This window comes from Pseudomonas sp. Root569, from assembly GCF_001427465.1.
Classification (GTDB): Bacteria; Pseudomonadota; Gammaproteobacteria; order Pseudomonadales; family Pseudomonadaceae; genus Aquipseudomonas; species Aquipseudomonas synxantha.
In genome coordinates, this window is record NZ_LMGQ01000017.1 from 1 (window position 1) to 16,957 (window position 16,957).

Sequence of the window (16,957 nt, forward strand, 5' to 3'; positions counted from 1 at the left end):
GGCCAAACAGGTCGGGATCCTGATGGGCGTGGCCGATGCTGTGGTTCATGGCGGCTCGCAGAGAAAGGGCCTGTAGGACGTTTCACAGGCACCCAGGCGCGAATCATTGCAAGGTGGGATGACGGTTATGTGACGGTTTCGTACTGCGCAAAAAAAAGCGCCACCCGAAGGTGGCGCTTGTTTTGTAGAGCGTGGTCTCAAGTATCGAGCTTGTCTTCCAGCACAGCGCCGGTCTTGGCGTCGAGCTTCACTTCAAATTGCTTGCCGGCGGTATCGGTCAGTTCAACTTCGTAGACCAGCACGCCGCTGTTGTTGTGGTCCAGCTCGGTGTCGTTGATAGTGGCACCGGCGTGTTTAGCCACGGCGGCAGCGTTGAGTTTGTCGAAAGGCATCACCGCACCGGACTTGAGCAGGCCTTCGATATGATCCGGACGAACATCGGCCTGGGCCAGGCCGGCGGTCAAGGTCAGGGCAGTGGCAGCGAAAAAGGCAGTCAGAGTTTTCATGGTGTGTCCTTCTGGGTTGAGCTGTTTAAGTGGCCTCAGGTTATCCCGTGCAACTTAACTCACGCTTAATTATTTCAAACAGTTGCGCAGTTTATTCAATCCAAGACGGATGCAGGATTTCATGCTGAGGCCTCACCAAAAAAGGGAGACTCGGATGAAACGGTTAGTCAGTTGGCTCTATGCGCCCGCATGCTTGTTGGGGTTTGTCGGATGGGGGCTTTACCAGCCCCGATGGCTACTGGTGATATTCGCGGTGGCGGTGGCGGTGTCGTTTGTGGTGGAACTATGGCTGCCCTACGAGCCACAGTGGAATCGCAGCCTTGGCGATCGCTGGCGCGATACGTTGCATGCGTTGATCAACGAAAGCTTGAATGTTGTGGGTTTGTTGGTCCTGCCGGGCCTTACGGCGCTGCTGGCATTCGAGGGGCTATGGCCACGAGGCTGGCCGCTGTGGGAGCAACTGTTGATGGCGATCTTCCTGGCCGATGCCGGGATTACCTTGATGCATTACGCCAGCCACCGCATCGCGCCTCTGTGGCGGTTGCACGCGGTGCATCACAGCGTGCAGCGGCTTTATGGTTTCAATGGTTTGATGAAACATCCTTTGCACCAGTTGCTGGAAGCAACGGCGGGCCTGCTGCCACTGATCATGCTGGGGATCCCGCTGGAGGTCGCGCAGTTGTTGGCCCTGGCCATCGCCGTTCAGTTGCTGCTGCAACATTCCAACGTGGATATGCGCCTGGGGCCGCTGCGCTGGGTATTCGCCTGGGCGCCGGTGCATCGGTTCCACCACATGAAATACGGCCGCGCAGGGGATGTGAATTTCGGCCTGTTCTTCAATTTGTGGGATTGGCTGCTGGGCACGGCGTTTTATCGCAAAGGCTATCGCATAGGGCCGGGGGATTTGGGTATTGGCAGTCGGCCGCAATTCCCCGTGGCCTATGCGGCTCAGTTGCGTGACCCGTTCCTGGCAGTTCGCCTGGCCAAGGAGCCGCCGCTGCCAGACGACCTACGTTAGGAACTGTACTTGCAGTTGGCGCAAGGACGCGCCCGCCGTCACCCCGAACAAGTGCTTCATCGTCCGCGAAAAATGCGCCGAATCAGCAAACCCCGCGCCATGAGCTGCCTCAGTCAGTGTGCTGCCGGTAAGGGCCAGTTGCAGGGCAATGCGCAACCGCCGCCACAATACGAGGCGACGTATGGGAACACCCAGTTGATCGGTGAACAGACGCTCCAGTTGGCTCAATGACAGATGCGCCGCTGCGGCCAACGCCTGGGCCGATACCTTGCCGACCAGTTGCTGATCAAGGGCGGTGAGTGCGCGTTCGATACGTGGGTCGTCAAGGCGTCGTCGGGGCAGCCTGAGCAGGGCCTGCGGGGATAAATCGCCGTCTGCCAGCAGTTGCTGCAATGGCTGTATGTCAAAGATCATGGGCTCGGCATACAACGCCCACACCTCACCCTCTGTCTCAAGGATGGCGTGGTCGTGACGCGAAGGAATAAACAGGCGATGGGCTGTGGTGACATGACCATCAAGGCTGACCGTGATCGGCGCGCCGGGGCAGAACATCAATTGGTGTGCGTAGTGTGCATGGGGCGTGGTGCGCCCCAGCTCGCCGAGCACCAGCCCGTGGTCACGCCCCAACCACAGGCGGCCTGACCATTCGGGCTTCACTCAGTACTTATGGTCGTTGAGCAGGTCCTGCACGCTGGACGACGGCCAGCGCTTGTAGAACTTCAACAGTTCGGCGGCGCGGTTGGTAAAAATACCGTCGACGCCAGCCTTCATCACTTTGTCGAAGTCCACCGGCTCATCCACGGTGTACACATGCACCAGCAGGCCCTTGTCGTGGGTCAGCTTGTTCATTTCAGGTTTCACCAGGTCTGTATAGCTCTGGTCGCCATGGTCGGTCAGCTCAGCCGACGGGCCGGTGCCGATGGCGCCGAGGCTCTTGGCTTGGTCGACCCATTTTTCGAACTCGGCGGCATCCTTCGGCTCTTGCTTGGCGTAGTAGGCGGCCTTGGTCGGTTCACCGGATTCGGCGAAGGTCACTTTGGATTTGGGTTCGATGCTGCCTTCGCCGACCCACAACAGCAGGATTTTTGGCGTGTTCGGCATTTCCTTCTGCAGCTCCTTGAGGCTGGAAACCTCGAAGGTCTGCAGTACCACGCGGCCCTTGCCCTGGCCGACACCGGTGTTGCTTTTGCCCAGTTTGGAGCCGGCGGAGCTCAGCCAGCCCTTGTCCAGCAGCTTGTTTTTCAGGTCGGCTTCGATGCCCGGGAATTGCTTGGGCTCCTTGGTCTCGATGTAAAGCCCGGGTTTGTGCGACGGGTTGCCTTCGGCGATCTTGATGATGTCGTCCAGGCTGAGGATTTTCAGGCCGACGAAGCCTGGACGCGCGCGGTCCGGGTAGGCCGCGTTGAACCAGCTGCCGGCGTCGAGGCTTTGCAGTTCTTTCCAGGTGAATTCGTTGGCTGACGCATCTTTGCGCTCGGGGAACTTGGTGGCCACGTCGGTGGTGCGCTGCAGGTTGTTGTCGTGCAGGGCAAACAGCACGCCGTCCTTGCTGCGTTGCAGGTCCAGTTCCAAATAGTCGGCGCCCAGGTCGCGTGCAACTTTGTAGGCGGCGGCGGTGGACTCCGGCGCGTCGTAGGAAGCGCCACGGTGAGCGATTACGGCAGGGTAGGGAATGCCTTCGTTTGTCGCCAATTCAGCCGGGCTGACTGGGTCGGCAGCCTGAGCCTGGCCGAGGCCGAGCATCAACGCCAGCAGCAAGGCGCTCTTGGTAAACGTGACAGGCATATGCGAAGTCCTTTCGTGGAGGTAGCTTTGAGAAGACGTCCTTTTTAACAATTGATTGCGAAAGGCGCTATCACCAAACCGACATTAACGTGCGCGCAGTCCAATTTTGTCGGTTTTTTTTGGGGACATTGCAGTATTCTTGGCCGTAGCTGCCCCACTAGAGGGCGGTATTTTTTGCCACGCGTGTAAACCATCTTTCCAGTCCCTGTGGGACTTTTCAGTGAGGTTTACCATGCGCATCACTTCCGAGCTTATCTGCCAAGCCGCCGACCAACTCCATGGCTTTGTCGGCCTCAATCGCAAGACCGGCCAGTACATCGTGCGTTTCAGCGAAGATGCCTTCGGCATGGACGTGGCCGATGACGGCATTATCCCTACCGCCGAATTCGTCTGGCTGCCCGCCGCCGACCACACCATGACCCTGTGCCGTGCACGCATACAGTTGCTGCTGGATCAGAATATCGATGACCGCATCAACATCACCGAACCGTTGCGGGTGTACATGCGTCGGGTGGAGATCCCGCAGATCAGTGCGTTGCGCAGTTTGGTGAGCTGACTGATCAACCTGCCCGGGCGCTCCTACCGGATGGAAACCTCTCAATTTGAGAATGAGTAGGCCCGCTCCACCTTGCACACCCGTGTATGAAACGCCGTGTACCAGGTGGTGCGTCCTTGCTCACGCACCTGTCGATGTTCGGCCTGTTGCTTCCACGCCAGGATCGCTGCCTCGCTGGCCCAGTAGGACACGGTGATGCCCAACCCCTCTTCCCGTGCCGACTCCACGCCGAGAAACCCCGGTTGCTGCTGTGCCAGTTCCAGCATGCGTGCGGCGGCCTCGCCATAACCCTGGTCGACGTCGGTACGCAGTGAGCTGAAAATTACCGCGTAATAAGGCGGGGCGGGTGTCTTGGCGATCATGCCGATGCACCTCGGCAAGCTTTGAGCAAAGCCAGTGCCAAGGGTGGGGTGATGCCCTTCAGCGCGGCGCGTTCGGGCTGGAACAGGGTGGCGACGAAGAACGGATGGTCGAGCAACTCCACCGCACGCAGGTCGCCCGCCGAATCATGACCGCTGGGAATCAGGTTGCCTGCCAGCAGCGCGTCGGCAAACGTTGGATTGATGCCGTAGCGGCATCGATAACCTTCGTGGATGTCCACGCTGGCGTAGGCTTGGGCAATGTGCGTGTAAGGGGACAGGCGCACGGTGTCGTTCACCTCTACCAGGGAGCAGTTCAGTGGCGCGATGACGGCGCGTTCTGCATCCGGGGCCAGCTCGCCATGCTCGGCATCTGCCCAGCCGAGTACGTTGCGTGCATATTCCAGCACGGCATGTTGAAAGCCACCGCAAGTGCCGAGGAAAGGGCGTTTTTGCTCGCGGGCAAAACGGATCGCCCGCAGTGCGCCCTCGGTGTCGCGATAGGGGCTGGCCGGTACGCACCAGAAGCCGTCAAACCCGTGCAGGGCAGAGGTGCAGGTGAGTGTGTCGGTGTCGAGCCATTGCACATGGACGCTCAGGTCCAGTGCGGCGGCGGCCTGCTGCAGAGCCAGCGGGATAGCCTGGTGGGCGATCACATCAGGGTTGTAGTCACCGATCAGGGCGAGGTGCAGAGCGGGGGTTGTCATCGTGTACGTCCCTTGGCTTGTAGTGGGCTGATACGCACTATAGATTGGCGTTCACGCAATCAATATTGGCGTTTGCCCATATGCTCAATGCAGCCACGCACTATCAAATCGACTACCCCGACCTGTCATTGATCCTTGCCCTGGTGCGTGGCGGCACCCTGGTGCGGGCGGCTGCGTTGTTGAGGGTAGACGTGTCCACGGTATTCCGTGCGGTGCGGCGGCTGGAGGCGGCACTGGGCCAGACCCTGTTTGAAAAAAGCCGCGCCGGTTACTTGCCCACCAGCCTGGCGAGCAACCTGGCGCAACAGGCCGAACGGGCAGAACTCGCACTGGAGGCTGCGCGCATAGGGGTGGAGCAGGGCGGCGAGGTAATCAGCGGCACCGTGCGCCTGACCTGCACCGACGCGGTATTACAAGGCTTGCTGCTGCCGGCCCTGGCGCAGTTCATGCCGGCCTATCCAGCGTTGACCCTGGAACTGAGCACATCCAATGACTTCGCCAACCTCAGCCGGCGTGATGCGGATATCGCCCTGCGCCTGACCAGCAAGCCGCCGGAGCATCTGGTCGGACGTTGCCTGGGGACCGTGACGTACCAAGTGTGTGCCAGCGCTGACTACGCCCGTCGGCATGCAGGGCAGGATCTGGCCGACCTGGCCTGGATCGCACCGGATGACTTTTTGCCCGACCACCCCACCGTGGCCTGGCGCCGTGAGCATTTGCCGGGCGTGCGCCCCAGTTACCGCTGCAACAGCATGCAGTCGGTGACTGAACTGGTGCGTGCCGGGCTGGGCGTGGCGGCGTTGCCGGATTTTCTAATGGGCGATGGCTTGCTACCACTGGGCCCTGCGTTGGCGGGGCACGACACCGCGCTGTGGCTGTTGACGCGCCCGGATTGCCGGGCGTTGCGTTCGGTGGTGACGCTGTTTGATGAGTTAGGGCGGCATGTGCGCGGGTTGCGACCTTAGGCTTTACGCACAAACTGTTCATGCATTTCACACGTCAGGGTTTCGATGCGCTCGGTCAGTTGCTTGGTCATTTCCGTCAACCGGGTATTCTGCTCCAACAGTTCCATCAGTTGCTTGGTGGTTTGTGCTGCCTGGGCCTGGCGTTCGGTATTGGCGGTGGCGAGGGCTTCACGGTGCTGCGCGTCGGCGTCGGACTGGGCTTTGTCCCGGGCGGCCTGGCGCGTCTGCGCTAGCAGGATCAGCGGCGCCGCGTAGGCCGATTGCAGGCTGAAGGCCAGGTTGAGCAGGATGAAGGGGTAGACGTCAAAGTGAGTGACGCCGGTCATGTTCAGCACCACCCACAACACCACGATCGCGGTTTGTGCGCCGAGGAAGGTCGGGGTGCCAAAAAAGCGCGCAAAGGCCTCGGCCTTGAGGGCAAAAGTGTCGTTGCCGAAGGTCGGTGCCAGGTGCGCGTGACCTCGGTGGAAACGCAGGTGGTCAGTGGGGGCGGCGTCTGGCTTGTCTGGGGTCATGGCGGGCTCGGATCCTTGGCGTAAAGACAGCCAACACTATAGACCGAGCCCCCCAGGCACACACATGAATAACCGGTCAGCGATTGCCCCGCTCATTGGCAAAGGCGCTCACCGCCTGCACCGCTTCGCCGGTGCCTTCGCGAATCTGCAGGATCACCGTGCCCGCCTGGTTGGCCAGGTCTACGCCCTGAGCCGCGCGGTCGCGAGTGGCGTCCATGCTGTCGATGGCTTGGCGGGTTTCTTCCTGGATCATGGCGATCATCCCGGAAATCTCCGCAGTGGAGCCACTGGTGCGCGCCGCCAGTTGCCTTACTTCATCGGCGACCACGGCAAAGCCACGGCCTTGCTCGCCGGCGCGGGCGGCTTCAATGGCGGCGTTGAGCGCCAGCAGGTTGGTCTGGTCGGCAATGCCACGAATGGTATTGACGATGGCGGTGATCTGCTGCGAGCGCTCGCCGAGTTTGGCGATCAGTTGCGAAGAGGTGTCGATATCCTGAGCTATTTCGCGCATGCCGCTGGCCGTTTTCTGAATCACTTCGGCGCCTTTTTCGGCCATGTCCTGGGTGTTCAAAGACAGGTGATAAGCCTGTGCCGCGCTCTGTGCATCAGCGGCATGTTGTTGCACGCGGGCGGTCACGTCCGAGGCAAACTTCACCACTTTGCACAAGCGCCCGCTGGCGTCGTACACCGGGTTATAGTTGGCTTCGAGCCACACCACCTGGCCGTTTTTATCCACTCGCTCGAACTGGCCGTTGAACAGCTCGCCCTGGTTCAGGCGATTCCAGAACTCGGCGTAGGCGGCACTGCTGGCCAGCTCCGGTTTGCAGAACAGGCGGTGATGCTTGCCCTGGATCTGCGCCAGGCTGTAACCCATGCGCTGCAGGAAATTCGCGTTGGCGCTGATGATGGTGCCGTCGAGGTTGAACTCGATCATCGCCATGGCGCGGTCGATGGCTGCAAGCTTGGCGTTGGCCTCACTTTCGGCCTGCAGGCGCGGGGTCACGTCCATGGCGTACTTCACCACTTTAATCACGCGACCGGCTTCATCCCGCACCGGGTTATAGCTGGCTTCCAACCACACCGATGCGCCATTGGCGCCCACCCGTTCGAAGGTGCCCGACTGGAATTGGCCGTTGCGCAAGTGCGTCCACAGCTGGTTGTACTCGGCGCTGCGGGCGAATGCGGGCGTGCAGAACATCCGATGGGGCTGGTCCAGGATTTGTTCGGCGCGATAACCCATGGTCTTGAGGAAGTTGTCATTGGCCCGCAGCACGTTGCCTTGCAGGTCGAATTCGATGACGGCCATGGAGCGTTCGATCGCGTCCAGCAGGCTGGCTTGTTGGGCAATACGGTGTTGCAGGGCGTTGATGGTTTTCTTGTGGGCGTTGAATAGCATGTTAGAGAGCTCGGGCATGCAAGCATATGCGATATCCATGTATTTGCGCCTGACCCCGTAGGGCTCCGGGCCGTACGGTTGACTTGCTCATTGCCAGCTTCCTGGTGCTGACAGAGGGGGGGAACAACGGTCTCAGAGTAATCAGCCTGCCAAGAAGTTCGCCCGTTGGGCAGGACCATTATTGGGCAGGCGACCAATGGCGGCATTATGCTATTGCGGCAGGTGGGCGGCGTTAGATTCGGACGAGGTGTTATCGGATAACTCAGGCTGGATAGGTGGCTAGCCAGTCGCTGGTCTTGACGCGGTCACGGCCGCTGTCTTTGGCGGCATACAGCGCGAGATCCGCGGCGTTGAGCCACGCGACCGCATCGTTGAAAGAGGAATGGAAGTCCGCCAGGCCAATGCTCAGGCTGACGCGCAGCTCAGGGATTTGCGGATGGCGATAGTTACCGAAAGTTTCGCGGAGTCGCTCCATGACTTGCGCCGCTTCTTCCAGCGGCATCCTCGGAAGGATCACACAGAACTCATCGCCTCCATAGCGGCCGGCCAAGTCGTCTGCTCGCAGGTGTTGGCGCAGCTCGTGGCTCAACTGGCGAAGTACCGTATCCCCGACGGTGTGGCCGTGGATGTCATTGATGTTTTTGAAGTGATCGATATCGATCAAGGCGATGGTCGCCTGGCCTTGTTGCTGCTGGCATTTATGGAATTTGAGATTGAGCAGGTCTTTCCACGAACCATGGTTGAGCAGGCCGGTAAGACTATCGATGCGGCTCAGGGCGCTGAGGGCGCGTTTATGGTCCGACAGTTTAATCGCCAGCTGATAGCAGACCATGCCGATGGCCATCGGGTAGAGCGTCAGCATCGGCAAGCAGGTGTAGACCTCAATGAGGCTGACACCGGGGTCGAACTTGATCCCGAACAGGCCCCAGGCCACCGCGATACCGGCCGCCTGCGCCAGCAGCCCGAGCAGGAACAGGCGTTTGCCGCCGGCGGCGACATTGTTCATGGCCATCATCGACAGGATGGTGACGGTTGTCAGTGGTGAGAACTGGGTGGCGGCCGCCCAGAAACCGCCGGCCAACGAGTCATACAACAGGTTGCGTTGCTCGGCCTGGTAGGGGAACGGCGAGCGAGTTGATAGCTGGTACGCCACATGCGCCCAGGCCAAGCCATTGAACAACAGCAACGCCCAGACCCAAGCGGGCATGGACAAGGGGTACAACGCGCCAACCACGCTGATGCTGCCGATGCCAAGGCCGATAATCCTTGGCTTGTAGATACGCCTGGCAAATGAAAGCCCTTTGCCTCGTCTGTTTTCCATAGTGTCCTGGGTCAGCTGTTTTGTGCGGGTACAGTCGCATGCGTCAGCGGGCGGAACCGCTGATGGGAAAATGCGAGCGATTGTCGATTATTCCTGTGGGAATAATCAGTGTCCTTCTAGGCCATTTGCGCAAAACAGCGGGTGAATGCGCCAAATACGACTTGGAATGTCGCCCAGGCAACAGGACTTAGTGCGCACGTGGCGCGCTGACTTCGTAGCCGGCGAGGAACAGGTCGATGGCCGACTCGATGACACCGGCTTGGGCGGCAGCGTCGAGGGTGGGCTGGCCGAGGGTTATCTGCGGCCAGAATGCGAAAGCCTTGAGCAGGCTCTGGATCTGGTGGGCAGCGAAAGCCGGGTCGGTACAGGTGAGGCGGCCGTCGTCATGGGCGGCGCGTACCCATTGGGTAAAGCCTTCCTCTCGCGCGCTCAGGCGGTTGACCATGTCTTGCGCGCGGTCCGGCGAATGGATGGTGGCAGCGATAGCCACACGTGCCAGGTCGAGGAAGTTGGTGTCCGACATCATCTTCATTTTTGCTTCCAGCAACCTGCGCAGTTGATCGCGCAAAGGGCGGTCGCTGGCGTAGTTCACGTCCAGTTGCGCAACGCTGCTGGCCCATAGCTGGTGGAGGATCTCGGCGAACAGCTCTTCCTTGCTGGGGAAGTGGTTGTACACAGTGCGCTTGGAAACACCGGCAGTGGCGGCGATTTTGTCCATGCTGGTGACCTCGAAGCCGTTCTCGCGAAATTCGGCGATCGCCGCAGCCACGATGGCTTCGCGTTTACGCTCGGTGAGGCGCTTGGGAGCAGTCATGGATAGCATTCGACTCAAAATGGAAATTACACTCGGCAGTTTACTTGCTCCGGCTTTTGTTGCAATCTAGAAACTACACTGTGCAGTGTAATTCTTGAGCGGACCGTAGGAGTCACTCTGTAATGGCCACGATTTCAAACCGTCTCGACCCTGCGCCTGTGGCGCTCAAGCCTGCCGCGCAGGGCCAGGGGCATTTCAGCAATGACGCCCCGGTGCAGCACGGCGGCTTGGGCAAGACCCTGCGTATTTTCTGGAACATGCTGTTCAACAAGCCGCGCACTACACGGCCGGTGGGGCAGATTCCGGTGCAGCCCCTGACCCGTGAACAGTTGTTGGCCGCCCCTGACCACAGCGTGTATCGCCTCGGGCATTCGACCGTATTGCTGAAAATGCGCGGTAAATTCTGGGTTACTGACCCGGTATTCGCCGAGCGTGCCTCGCCATTCAGTTGGGCCGGCCCCAAGCGTTTCCACCAACCGCCCATCAGCCTTGAAGAGTTGCCACCCCTTGAGGCGGTTATTCTTTCCCACAACCATTACGACCATCTCGACCATAAGGCTGTGGTCCAATTGGCCGACAAGACAAACTACTTCCTGGCACCCCTGGGCGTCGGCGATACGCTGATCAAATGGGGAGTAGACGCCAGCAAAGTCCGCCAGCTGGATTGGTGGCAGGGCACCGAGGTGGACGGCATTCGTTTTATCGCCACCCCGGCGCAGCACTTTTCCGGACGTGGCCTGTTTGATAGCAACCAGACACTGTGGTGCTCCTGGGTAATGATCGACGATGCGCGCCGAATTTTTTTCAGTGGCGACACCGGCTACTTCGACGGTTTCAAACGCATCGGCGAGCAATACGGTCCGTTTGACCTGACCCTGATGGAAACTGGCGCTTACAACGTCGATTGGCCCCACGTACACATGCAGCCGGAGCAAACGCTGCAGGCGCATATTGACCTCAAGGGGCGCTGGCTGCTGCCGATTCACAACGGCACCTTCGACCTGGCATTCCACGCCTGGCACGAACCCTTCGACCGCATCATGGCCCTGGCCTGGGAACGCAACGTATCAATCACTACCCCGGCGATGGGGCAGGCGTTCCGCTTGAACCTGCCCGAGCGTGGGCATGCCTGGTGGTTGGAGGTGGAGCCTCAACTTGTGCAGGAGCGGGCACCAGGCTGAGCCAAGTGGATTAAGGAAAAGAGCTTTTCAGAGGGTTTCAGCCCTGCGACAAGCGTCAGACGAGGGTGCGATGATCTCCGGAAATTTTATTTCGGGGAGGATATTTCGATGGATAGCCATTGTAAGAAACTTTGGAAGATGGGTTTGCCTTGCGCCATCGGCCAGCCTTCACTCGTGCCCGTCAACGCTGCCGACGTTCCTGCCCCATTGTTCAACGCCGCTCCGGTTTCTATCGTTTTTGGTGCCGGGCAACGCACGGGCGCTGCACCTGTGCCAGGGTATAACGCCCTGGCCCCCCAGATAAACCCGGTGCGTGACCCCGCGCTATCCCTTATCGCCATCAGTGGCATAGACCCTACTGAACCGGTGATGGTGGAGGTTCCCCTGGTATTGAATAACACCACATTCACCGCTTCACTGGAGCTGGCGGGGTATCGTCTCGGCTACGCCGAACGTTATGTGCAGGGCAAGCAGGCTGAACTCGTCGAACACAGTGCAGCCTTGCGCCGAGTCTTCGACACCTTGCGCCAGGCCGGTGCGCAATGGGTGGCGGTAGACGTGCAGCGCGACAGCGACAGCGGCCAGGCGGGTCGCGAAATTGACGAGCTGGTGGCTGGCCTTCGTCTTGATGCCTTGGTGTCAAACGATCCGAATGCTGGGTTTCATAACGCGTGCAGAAGCGGGTATCCCAGTGTCTGTGAAACACTGGAGGATGGATCGAAAGTCTGGTTTTACGGCGCCCGTTGGGCGGGTGATCGCTTGACGGCCCTGTTGCGCGCTTACCGCGGCCTACGTCCAAAGGTTCTATCGGAGCCTACGCCAGACGGGGAATGATAGGACGGCGTGGCAGGATTCGCCTGAAACAGTGCGCAGGCGGCGCTTCTTAGACTGGTGTGGGGTTATCGACCGATAACCCTCATACTCAGTCACGTAGAGAGGCACTTCATGATCGGACCCGTGTCGGCAGGCGGATGGGGGACAGGCTTGTTCCAGGAGCTTTCAAACCCACCGCAAGGCTTTAAGAGCGCCTGTCAAATGTCAGTGGAAATGGCCCAGGGAAGCGGTGTCACCGCGCAGTCGCTGTTGAAAGATTCGCTCAAGCAAATAGCCAACATTGATCGTGGGCTACAGGGCGGCAACGCGTTTTTGGAAACAAACCCGGATGCTCTCCGTGAGGCGAAGGCGCGTGATCAGGAGCGTGCCAACGGCCACGTGCGTGGGCATTTGCACGGCGTACCGATAGCGCTCAAGGATGTATTTGAAACCAATGATCGCATGCAGACCAGCGCAGGCTCGAAGGCCTTGGTTGGAGCGCCTGCAACTAGAAACGCCAAGGTTGTCGACAATTTGTTGAAGGCCGGGGTAGTGATTGTGGGTAAAACCAATATGAGCGAGTTGTCCAACTTTCGCTCTGAGTCGCCGGCTGATGGGTGGAGTTCCCGCGGCGGCCAGACGCTGAACCCGCATCGCCTGGGAGGGCAGGTGGCGGGCTCTAGTTCGGGTTCAGCAGTCGCTGTTGCCCAAGGGCATGTGCCTTTGGCCTTGGGGTTGGAAACCAACGGGTCGATTATCAGCCCAGCAGCCTACAACGGCGTCTTTGGTCTGAAAACAACGGTAGGACTGCTCAGTACCGAGGGCGTCATGACCAGTACACGCCTGGATGCGATCGGTACTTTCACCCGTAATGTCTGTGATGCGGCGGAAGCGCTCAACGCAATGACCGGAACCAATGCCTATACCGATGGCCTGCATGCCGACGCCCTGAAAGGTAAGCGAATTGGCTACACGCCTTTGCCTGAATTGTCCGAGGAGGAGGCCAAGGACCCGGCCAAACGCGCAGATCGCAAGCATTACGAAAAGGCGCTCGATGTGTTGAAGGACCAAGGTGCGATCCTGGTGCCGGTGAGGCCGTTGGAGGAGGGTGTCGCTGATGAGACCTACGAGCGTTACACCGAAGCGCTGTTCGCAGAGGTCAAGCAACAACTGGAAGACTACCTGGCTGGGCGAGAAGGTTTGCCTGTCAAATCACTTTCGGAGCTGATTGCTTTTATCAAGCGCAACCAGCAGCCCGGTGAGCCTGACCAGAAGCTGTTGGAACTGATCAACAACCTGGAAACGACTTCGGAACAGCGCGACAAGTTGTGGGAGGAGATCCTTCCCATCTTTCAGAAAACCGTCGACGATCCAATAAAGGAACACAAACTCGACGCCATGGTGTCGAACTTCCTATCCCATAATTATTTCTTCAGTGCGGCAGCCGGCTATCCAGGCCTGTCGATTCCGTCTGGAATGGATGATGAAGGCATGCCGACCGCACTCTATTTTTATGGTTCGGGCAACAGCGAAGCCACCTTGCTCTCAGTCGCCTATGGTTATGAGCTAGCCTCGCAAGCGATCCAGAAACCGGCTTTTCTGCCAGGGGCTCCCTTCACGCCGGCCCCGATAGGCGCAGATGAAACTGTTGAGGTCTGCGCCACTGACGCGTGAGTTTGAATCAACCTCTGCTGGCTGATGCCCGCAGAGGTTGCCTAAGGGGTAACTTCAATTTCTCCGTTTCGCCATCGCAGGCATGACGCGGCCACCGGCTACACTCCATGCCAGGGGGGAAAGCCATGGACAGTTACAGAATCCACATCCTCGGCGCTGCGGGAGCCGGCACTACTACCTTGGGCAAGGCCCTGGCTGAACATTTGAACATTGTCTATTTCGACTCGGATTTCTATTACTGGCAGCAAACCCCGGAACCCTTCACCATCGCCCGACCCCGGGACGAACGCATTCAGCTACTGCAGGAACACACTGTAGGCCATGAAAGTTGGGTGCTGTCTGGCTCCTTGTGCGGCTGGGGCGACGCCATGATCCCGCAGTTCACCCACGTAGTGTTCCTGCGCCTGGACCCTGAGGTTCGCTTGCACCGCTTGCGACTGCGCGAGGTGGAGCGCTACGGCGAGCAGATCCTGGAAGGTGGCAGCCGTCACCAAAACAGCGTCGCATTCCTCGCCTGGGCGGCGCGTTACGATGCTGGCAATCACAGCCTACGCAGCCTGCGCCGGCACGAAACCTGGTTGAAACCATTGCGTTGCCCGGTGCTGCGGCTCGACTCTACGCACCATTCGGTTGAGGCGTTGCTGAGTCAGTTGTTGCCGTTGTTGTGCCCAGCAACCGAGACATGAGGCCTCGGGGTGTGGGGTCGGCTGCTGGTGTGTCAAACCGGCGCGCAGTCATGCCCCATCCCGGCGCGAAACCGGGGAAAAATACCAGCCCTTCAGCCTCGAGGCGAAACGCCAGGATCAAACGGGTTTGATCATCGATGTCGCCGTGGCCTTCCAATTGTTGAATCGCCTCTACCGCCACGCCCGCCTGGCGGGCCAGTTCTTCGCGGCTCCAGCCCAGCATGAGGCGGGCCTGCGCGCAGTGTTTGGCGGTGAATTGGTGCAGCACGATCTGCTGTTCTACGAAAGAGCTCATTGCCAGAGAGGACATGGGGGTTCTCCAGGTTCGACGGTTGAGGCGCAACTATACTGTGTTTTTGTACAGTTGTTTATACCGCTCATCATCTGGACGATTTCGCAGGCCTTCCAGCCGCCGTCACTCCAGCCCTGGCGCCTCCCGGATGATCAAGTGATCCAGGTTCTCGATATTCGCGCTGAATACCCCGAACGTTTGCTCGGGGTTTTTCTTGCTGGGCACCTGCTTGAGTTGCGGCGTAACCCCGTAGAAGAAGCAATACAGCGGCCGTTCGCTGCTGGCCGCCGCCTTGATCTGCTCCAGGAATGCGCTGCGCTTGCGATAGCCCTCGATGAGCTTTTTGCTCAGGTAGACGTTGACCGAGTACGGCTTCTTGTCGAGCCACACCTTCTTTTCGAAATCGATGCGAAAGCTGCTGGTGTAGTCTTTGATTTCCTTGATCTTGCCCCAGTAGATCAAGCCCTTGTTGTCTTGCAGGTATTCGATTTTCTTGAAAAACGCCCAGTAGGTCGCCGTGTGCTCACCGATCTTCAAGGGCATGGCCTTGAGCTTGTCCTTGTCATCAATGTTCGATACATAGCACTCCACCGGGTGGGCGAACACGCTGGTTTTGTCCGGGGTTGTGTCGCCGTCGTTGTGGGATGTCGTAAAACGGTTTAAAGGCGCTTTCGTTGGCTCTTGTGGGACGCTTTCATCGATGCCGACAACAGGCGTTTTACGTTGGTACTGACGGCGTGTCAGTACAAATTCCGATGGGAAATTGTCCTCGCGTTCGTCGTCATTTTCACCAGTCGCGTTTTTTTGGCTGCTGGCATAGCGGCAACCGTCGATATGTCGGGTGGCGGGTTTGTTCTTGAAGTGCGGCGTGCGCAGGTAGTTGACGTTCTTGGCGTTGAAGGTACTCAACACATTGTTTGCATCGAACGCGGCGCGGCAGACGTCGTTGGGGCAGAGGAAGCTGTCCTTGTCGGAATCGAAATCGGCGGTTTCGTCGAAATTCAGCTCTCGAACATCGTAGATCGACAATTTGTCATCGAGACTCAGGCTGTAGGCCGTGTCGAATTTCATGGGCTCGGGTCCGTGAGAAGTTTCGCTATTAATAGCGGGATCCCAGCTAAATATCAGCAAGAACCTGCTACGCGCCGCCCGCTCAAGAAACACAGGGTGCCGCCCATGGCGGTGAGTGCCGCCAGCGCGTAGAACATGCTGGTCGGCGCAGCGTTGATCAGCAAATAGCCACAAATCACCGGACTCATCGCTCCACCGAACGCTGCCAGGTTTTGTGCGCCGTAGTAACTGCCCCGTAGCGCATCCGGCGCAATGGTGTCGATAAACAGGAACTCAGAAGGGTAGATGATCATTTCACCCAAGGTGAACACGAACATCGCCAGGCACCAGGTGACCAGGCTGTCGGCCTGGCTGAACCCCATCAACCCGCCGATAAACAGCAAGGTGCCCAGCAGGATCCAATGGCGCAACTGCTCACGCTTGAGGAACCGGCCGATCTGATACTGCATCAAAATCACCGTTACCGCGTTGCAGGCCAGCACCGCAGACAGAATTTTCAACGCCTGCTCAGGTTTGTAGGCCACCAGCAAAAACTGTGACAGATACAGGGTGTAGCGGCCATGGACAATGGTGCTCAACAAGCTGCCGCCAGTGAACAGTATCAATGTGCGGTCGTTGCGCAACGTGTGCAGGGTGCTGAGGAAACTCTGAGGTTTATGGCTGTCATCCCGTTGGGTCGGTGCAATGCCGATCATCAGGAACAGGCTGCCAAAGGCAATGGCGCTGGCGATCAGGAAAGGCGCCCAGGGTAACTGTCCGGCGATCACCACACCCAGCATCGGGCCGGTTGCGTAGCCGACGTTGGTCAGGGTGTAGCGCAGGGAAAATACCTTGGCGCGATCACCTACCGGCAGGTTCTCGCTGATGATCGCCTTGGAGCCGATCAGGAACAGCGCCGACGCGGCTTCAGTGATCACCAGGGTCAGGGTGGTGAGGTAGAGGTTGCTGGCAAAGGTCAGCAACAGAAAACCGATGGAGCTGGAGAGCATGGCCAGGATCAGCAGCTTGCGCTTTTCCAGGCGGTCGATGATGTAGCCGCCGTACAAACCCAGCAACGTGGCGATGAACACGGCGGTGCCCATCAACAGGCCGATGTCCTGCTGGTCGAGGCCCAGGCGTGTGCTCAGCCAGAGGGCCAGCAACGGGCTGGTCATGGCGCGGCTGACCACGATGGTCACCGAGCAGATCAGCAGGCGGCGGATTACCAGGGAATAGGTGGCCACGATGGGGAGAGCGTCCTAGTTATTACTCAAAGACAATACAGGTCAAATGTGGGAGGGGCTTGCTCCCGATGGCGA

19 protein-coding genes are annotated in these 16,957 nt (G+C 59.2%); 7 read left to right on the forward strand and 12 right to left on the reverse strand.

Annotated elements, in window-relative coordinates; all coding sequences use genetic code 11:
* Positions 1–197: 197 nt before the first annotated feature.
* Positions 198–506, reverse strand: coding sequence for a PepSY domain-containing protein (locus ASD70_RS15140; protein ID WP_046069216.1), 309 nt, complete (start codon positions 504–506; stop codon positions 198–200).
* Positions 507–660: 154 nt separating this feature from the next.
* On the opposite strand from ASD70_RS15140, the gene ASD70_RS15145 reads away from it, so the two are divergent.
* A complete protein-coding gene (locus ASD70_RS15145; protein ID WP_056846838.1) occupies positions 661–1,524 on the forward strand; it encodes a sterol desaturase family protein in 864 nt (287 codons plus the stop codon).
* Here the strand turns inward: ASD70_RS15145 and ASD70_RS15150 are convergent.
* Positions 1,516–2,181, reverse strand: coding sequence for a helix-turn-helix domain-containing protein (locus tag ASD70_RS15150; RefSeq protein ID WP_056846839.1), 666 nt, complete (start codon positions 2,179–2,181; stop codon positions 1,516–1,518). The two genes, ASD70_RS15145 and ASD70_RS15150, sit on opposite strands and share 9 nt — an antisense overlap.
* Positions 2,182–3,309: a glycerophosphodiester phosphodiesterase family protein gene (locus tag ASD70_RS15155; protein ID WP_056846840.1), complete on the reverse strand. Its 1,128-nt coding sequence runs from the start codon at positions 3,307–3,309 to the stop codon at positions 2,182–2,184.
* A 232-nt stretch (positions 3,310–3,541) separates the two neighbouring features.
* Between ASD70_RS15155 and ASD70_RS15160 the strand changes: the two genes are divergently transcribed.
* A complete protein-coding gene (locus ASD70_RS15160) occupies positions 3,542–3,865 on the forward strand; it encodes a DUF2025 family protein (protein ID WP_046069213.1) in 324 nt (107 codons plus the stop codon).
* A gap of 41 nt (positions 3,866–3,906) precedes the next feature.
* On the opposite strand, the gene ASD70_RS15165 is transcribed toward ASD70_RS15160, so the two are convergent.
* Positions 3,907–4,227: an antibiotic biosynthesis monooxygenase family protein gene (locus tag ASD70_RS15165; RefSeq protein WP_056846841.1), complete on the reverse strand. Its 321-nt coding sequence runs from the start codon at positions 4,225–4,227 to the stop codon at positions 3,907–3,909.
* Positions 4,224–4,931, reverse strand: coding sequence for a CTP synthase C-terminal region-related (seleno)protein (locus ASD70_RS15170; RefSeq protein ID WP_046069211.1), 708 nt, complete (start codon positions 4,929–4,931; stop codon positions 4,224–4,226). The genes ASD70_RS15165 and ASD70_RS15170 overlap by 4 nt, the downstream gene beginning before the upstream one ends.
* Positions 4,932–5,011: 80 nt before the next feature.
* Here ASD70_RS15170 and ASD70_RS15175 point away from each other — a divergent pair, with 80 nt between their 5' ends.
* Positions 5,012–5,896, forward strand: a complete 885-nt coding sequence (locus ASD70_RS15175) for a LysR family transcriptional regulator (RefSeq protein ID WP_056846842.1) — start codon at positions 5,012–5,014, stop codon at positions 5,894–5,896.
* Here ASD70_RS15175 and ASD70_RS15180 read toward each other — a convergent pair.
* The 4 genes from ASD70_RS15180 to ASD70_RS15195 all read right to left on the reverse strand — a co-directional run bounded on the left by ASD70_RS15180 (position 5,893) and on the right by ASD70_RS15195 (position 9,942).
* On the reverse strand, positions 5,893–6,411 hold the full coding sequence (locus ASD70_RS15180; RefSeq protein WP_046069209.1) for a DUF1003 domain-containing protein: 519 nt from the start codon (positions 6,409–6,411) through the stop codon (positions 5,893–5,895). The two genes, ASD70_RS15175 and ASD70_RS15180, sit on opposite strands and share 4 nt — an antisense overlap.
* A gap of 76 nt (positions 6,412–6,487) precedes the next feature.
* On the reverse strand, positions 6,488–7,807 hold the full coding sequence (locus ASD70_RS29805) for a methyl-accepting chemotaxis protein (protein ID WP_056846843.1): 1,320 nt from the start codon (positions 7,805–7,807) through the stop codon (positions 6,488–6,490).
* A 262-nt stretch (positions 7,808–8,069) separates the two neighbouring features.
* Positions 8,070–9,128 carry a diguanylate cyclase gene (locus ASD70_RS15190; protein WP_046069207.1) on the reverse strand — a complete coding sequence of 353 codons (1,059 nt, stop codon included), beginning with the start codon at positions 9,126–9,128 and terminating at the stop codon, positions 8,070–8,072.
* 187 nt (positions 9,129–9,315) lie between these two features.
* The gene (locus ASD70_RS15195; RefSeq protein ID WP_046069206.1) at positions 9,316–9,942 is read right to left on the reverse strand and encodes a TetR/AcrR family transcriptional regulator; all 627 of its coding nucleotides are present in this window, start codon (positions 9,940–9,942) and stop codon (positions 9,316–9,318) included.
* 122 nt (positions 9,943–10,064) lie between these two features.
* On the opposite strand from ASD70_RS15195, the gene ASD70_RS15200 reads away from it, so the two are divergent.
* The 4 genes from ASD70_RS15200 to ASD70_RS15215 all read left to right on the forward strand — a co-directional run bounded on the left by ASD70_RS15200 (position 10,065) and on the right by ASD70_RS15215 (position 14,296).
* Entirely contained in the window at positions 10,065–11,123 is a 1,059-nt protein-coding gene (locus tag ASD70_RS15200; RefSeq protein WP_056846844.1) for an MBL fold metallo-hydrolase, read from the forward strand.
* 108 nt (positions 11,124–11,231) lie between these two features.
* Positions 11,232–11,957 carry a hypothetical protein gene (locus ASD70_RS15205; RefSeq protein ID WP_236708715.1) on the forward strand — a complete coding sequence of 242 codons (726 nt, stop codon included), beginning with the start codon at positions 11,232–11,234 and terminating at the stop codon, positions 11,955–11,957.
* 201 nt (positions 11,958–12,158) lie between these two features.
* Complete coding sequence (locus tag ASD70_RS15210) at positions 12,159–13,610, forward strand: amidase family protein (RefSeq protein WP_056846845.1); 1,452 nt, start codon at positions 12,159–12,161, stop codon at positions 13,608–13,610.
* 125 nt (positions 13,611–13,735) lie between these two features.
* Positions 13,736–14,296 carry an AAA family ATPase gene (locus ASD70_RS15215; protein WP_056846846.1) on the forward strand — a complete coding sequence of 187 codons (561 nt, stop codon included), beginning with the start codon at positions 13,736–13,738 and terminating at the stop codon, positions 14,294–14,296.
* Here ASD70_RS15215 and ASD70_RS28390 read toward each other — a convergent pair.
* The 3 genes from ASD70_RS28390 to ASD70_RS15225 all read right to left on the reverse strand — a co-directional run bounded on the left by ASD70_RS28390 (position 14,226) and on the right by ASD70_RS15225 (position 16,882).
* A complete protein-coding gene (locus ASD70_RS28390; RefSeq protein WP_080944654.1) occupies positions 14,226–14,606 on the reverse strand; it encodes a helix-turn-helix domain-containing protein in 381 nt (126 codons plus the stop codon). The two genes, ASD70_RS15215 and ASD70_RS28390, sit on opposite strands and share 71 nt — an antisense overlap.
* Before the next feature lie 105 nt (positions 14,607–14,711).
* Complete coding sequence (locus tag ASD70_RS15220; RefSeq protein ID WP_056846847.1) at positions 14,712–15,659, reverse strand: hypothetical protein; 948 nt, start codon at positions 15,657–15,659, stop codon at positions 14,712–14,714.
* Between the two features lie 53 nt (positions 15,660–15,712).
* Positions 15,713–16,882: an MFS transporter gene (locus ASD70_RS15225; RefSeq protein WP_056846848.1), complete on the reverse strand. Its 1,170-nt coding sequence runs from the start codon at positions 16,880–16,882 to the stop codon at positions 15,713–15,715.
* Positions 16,883–16,957: the final 75 nt, after the last annotated feature.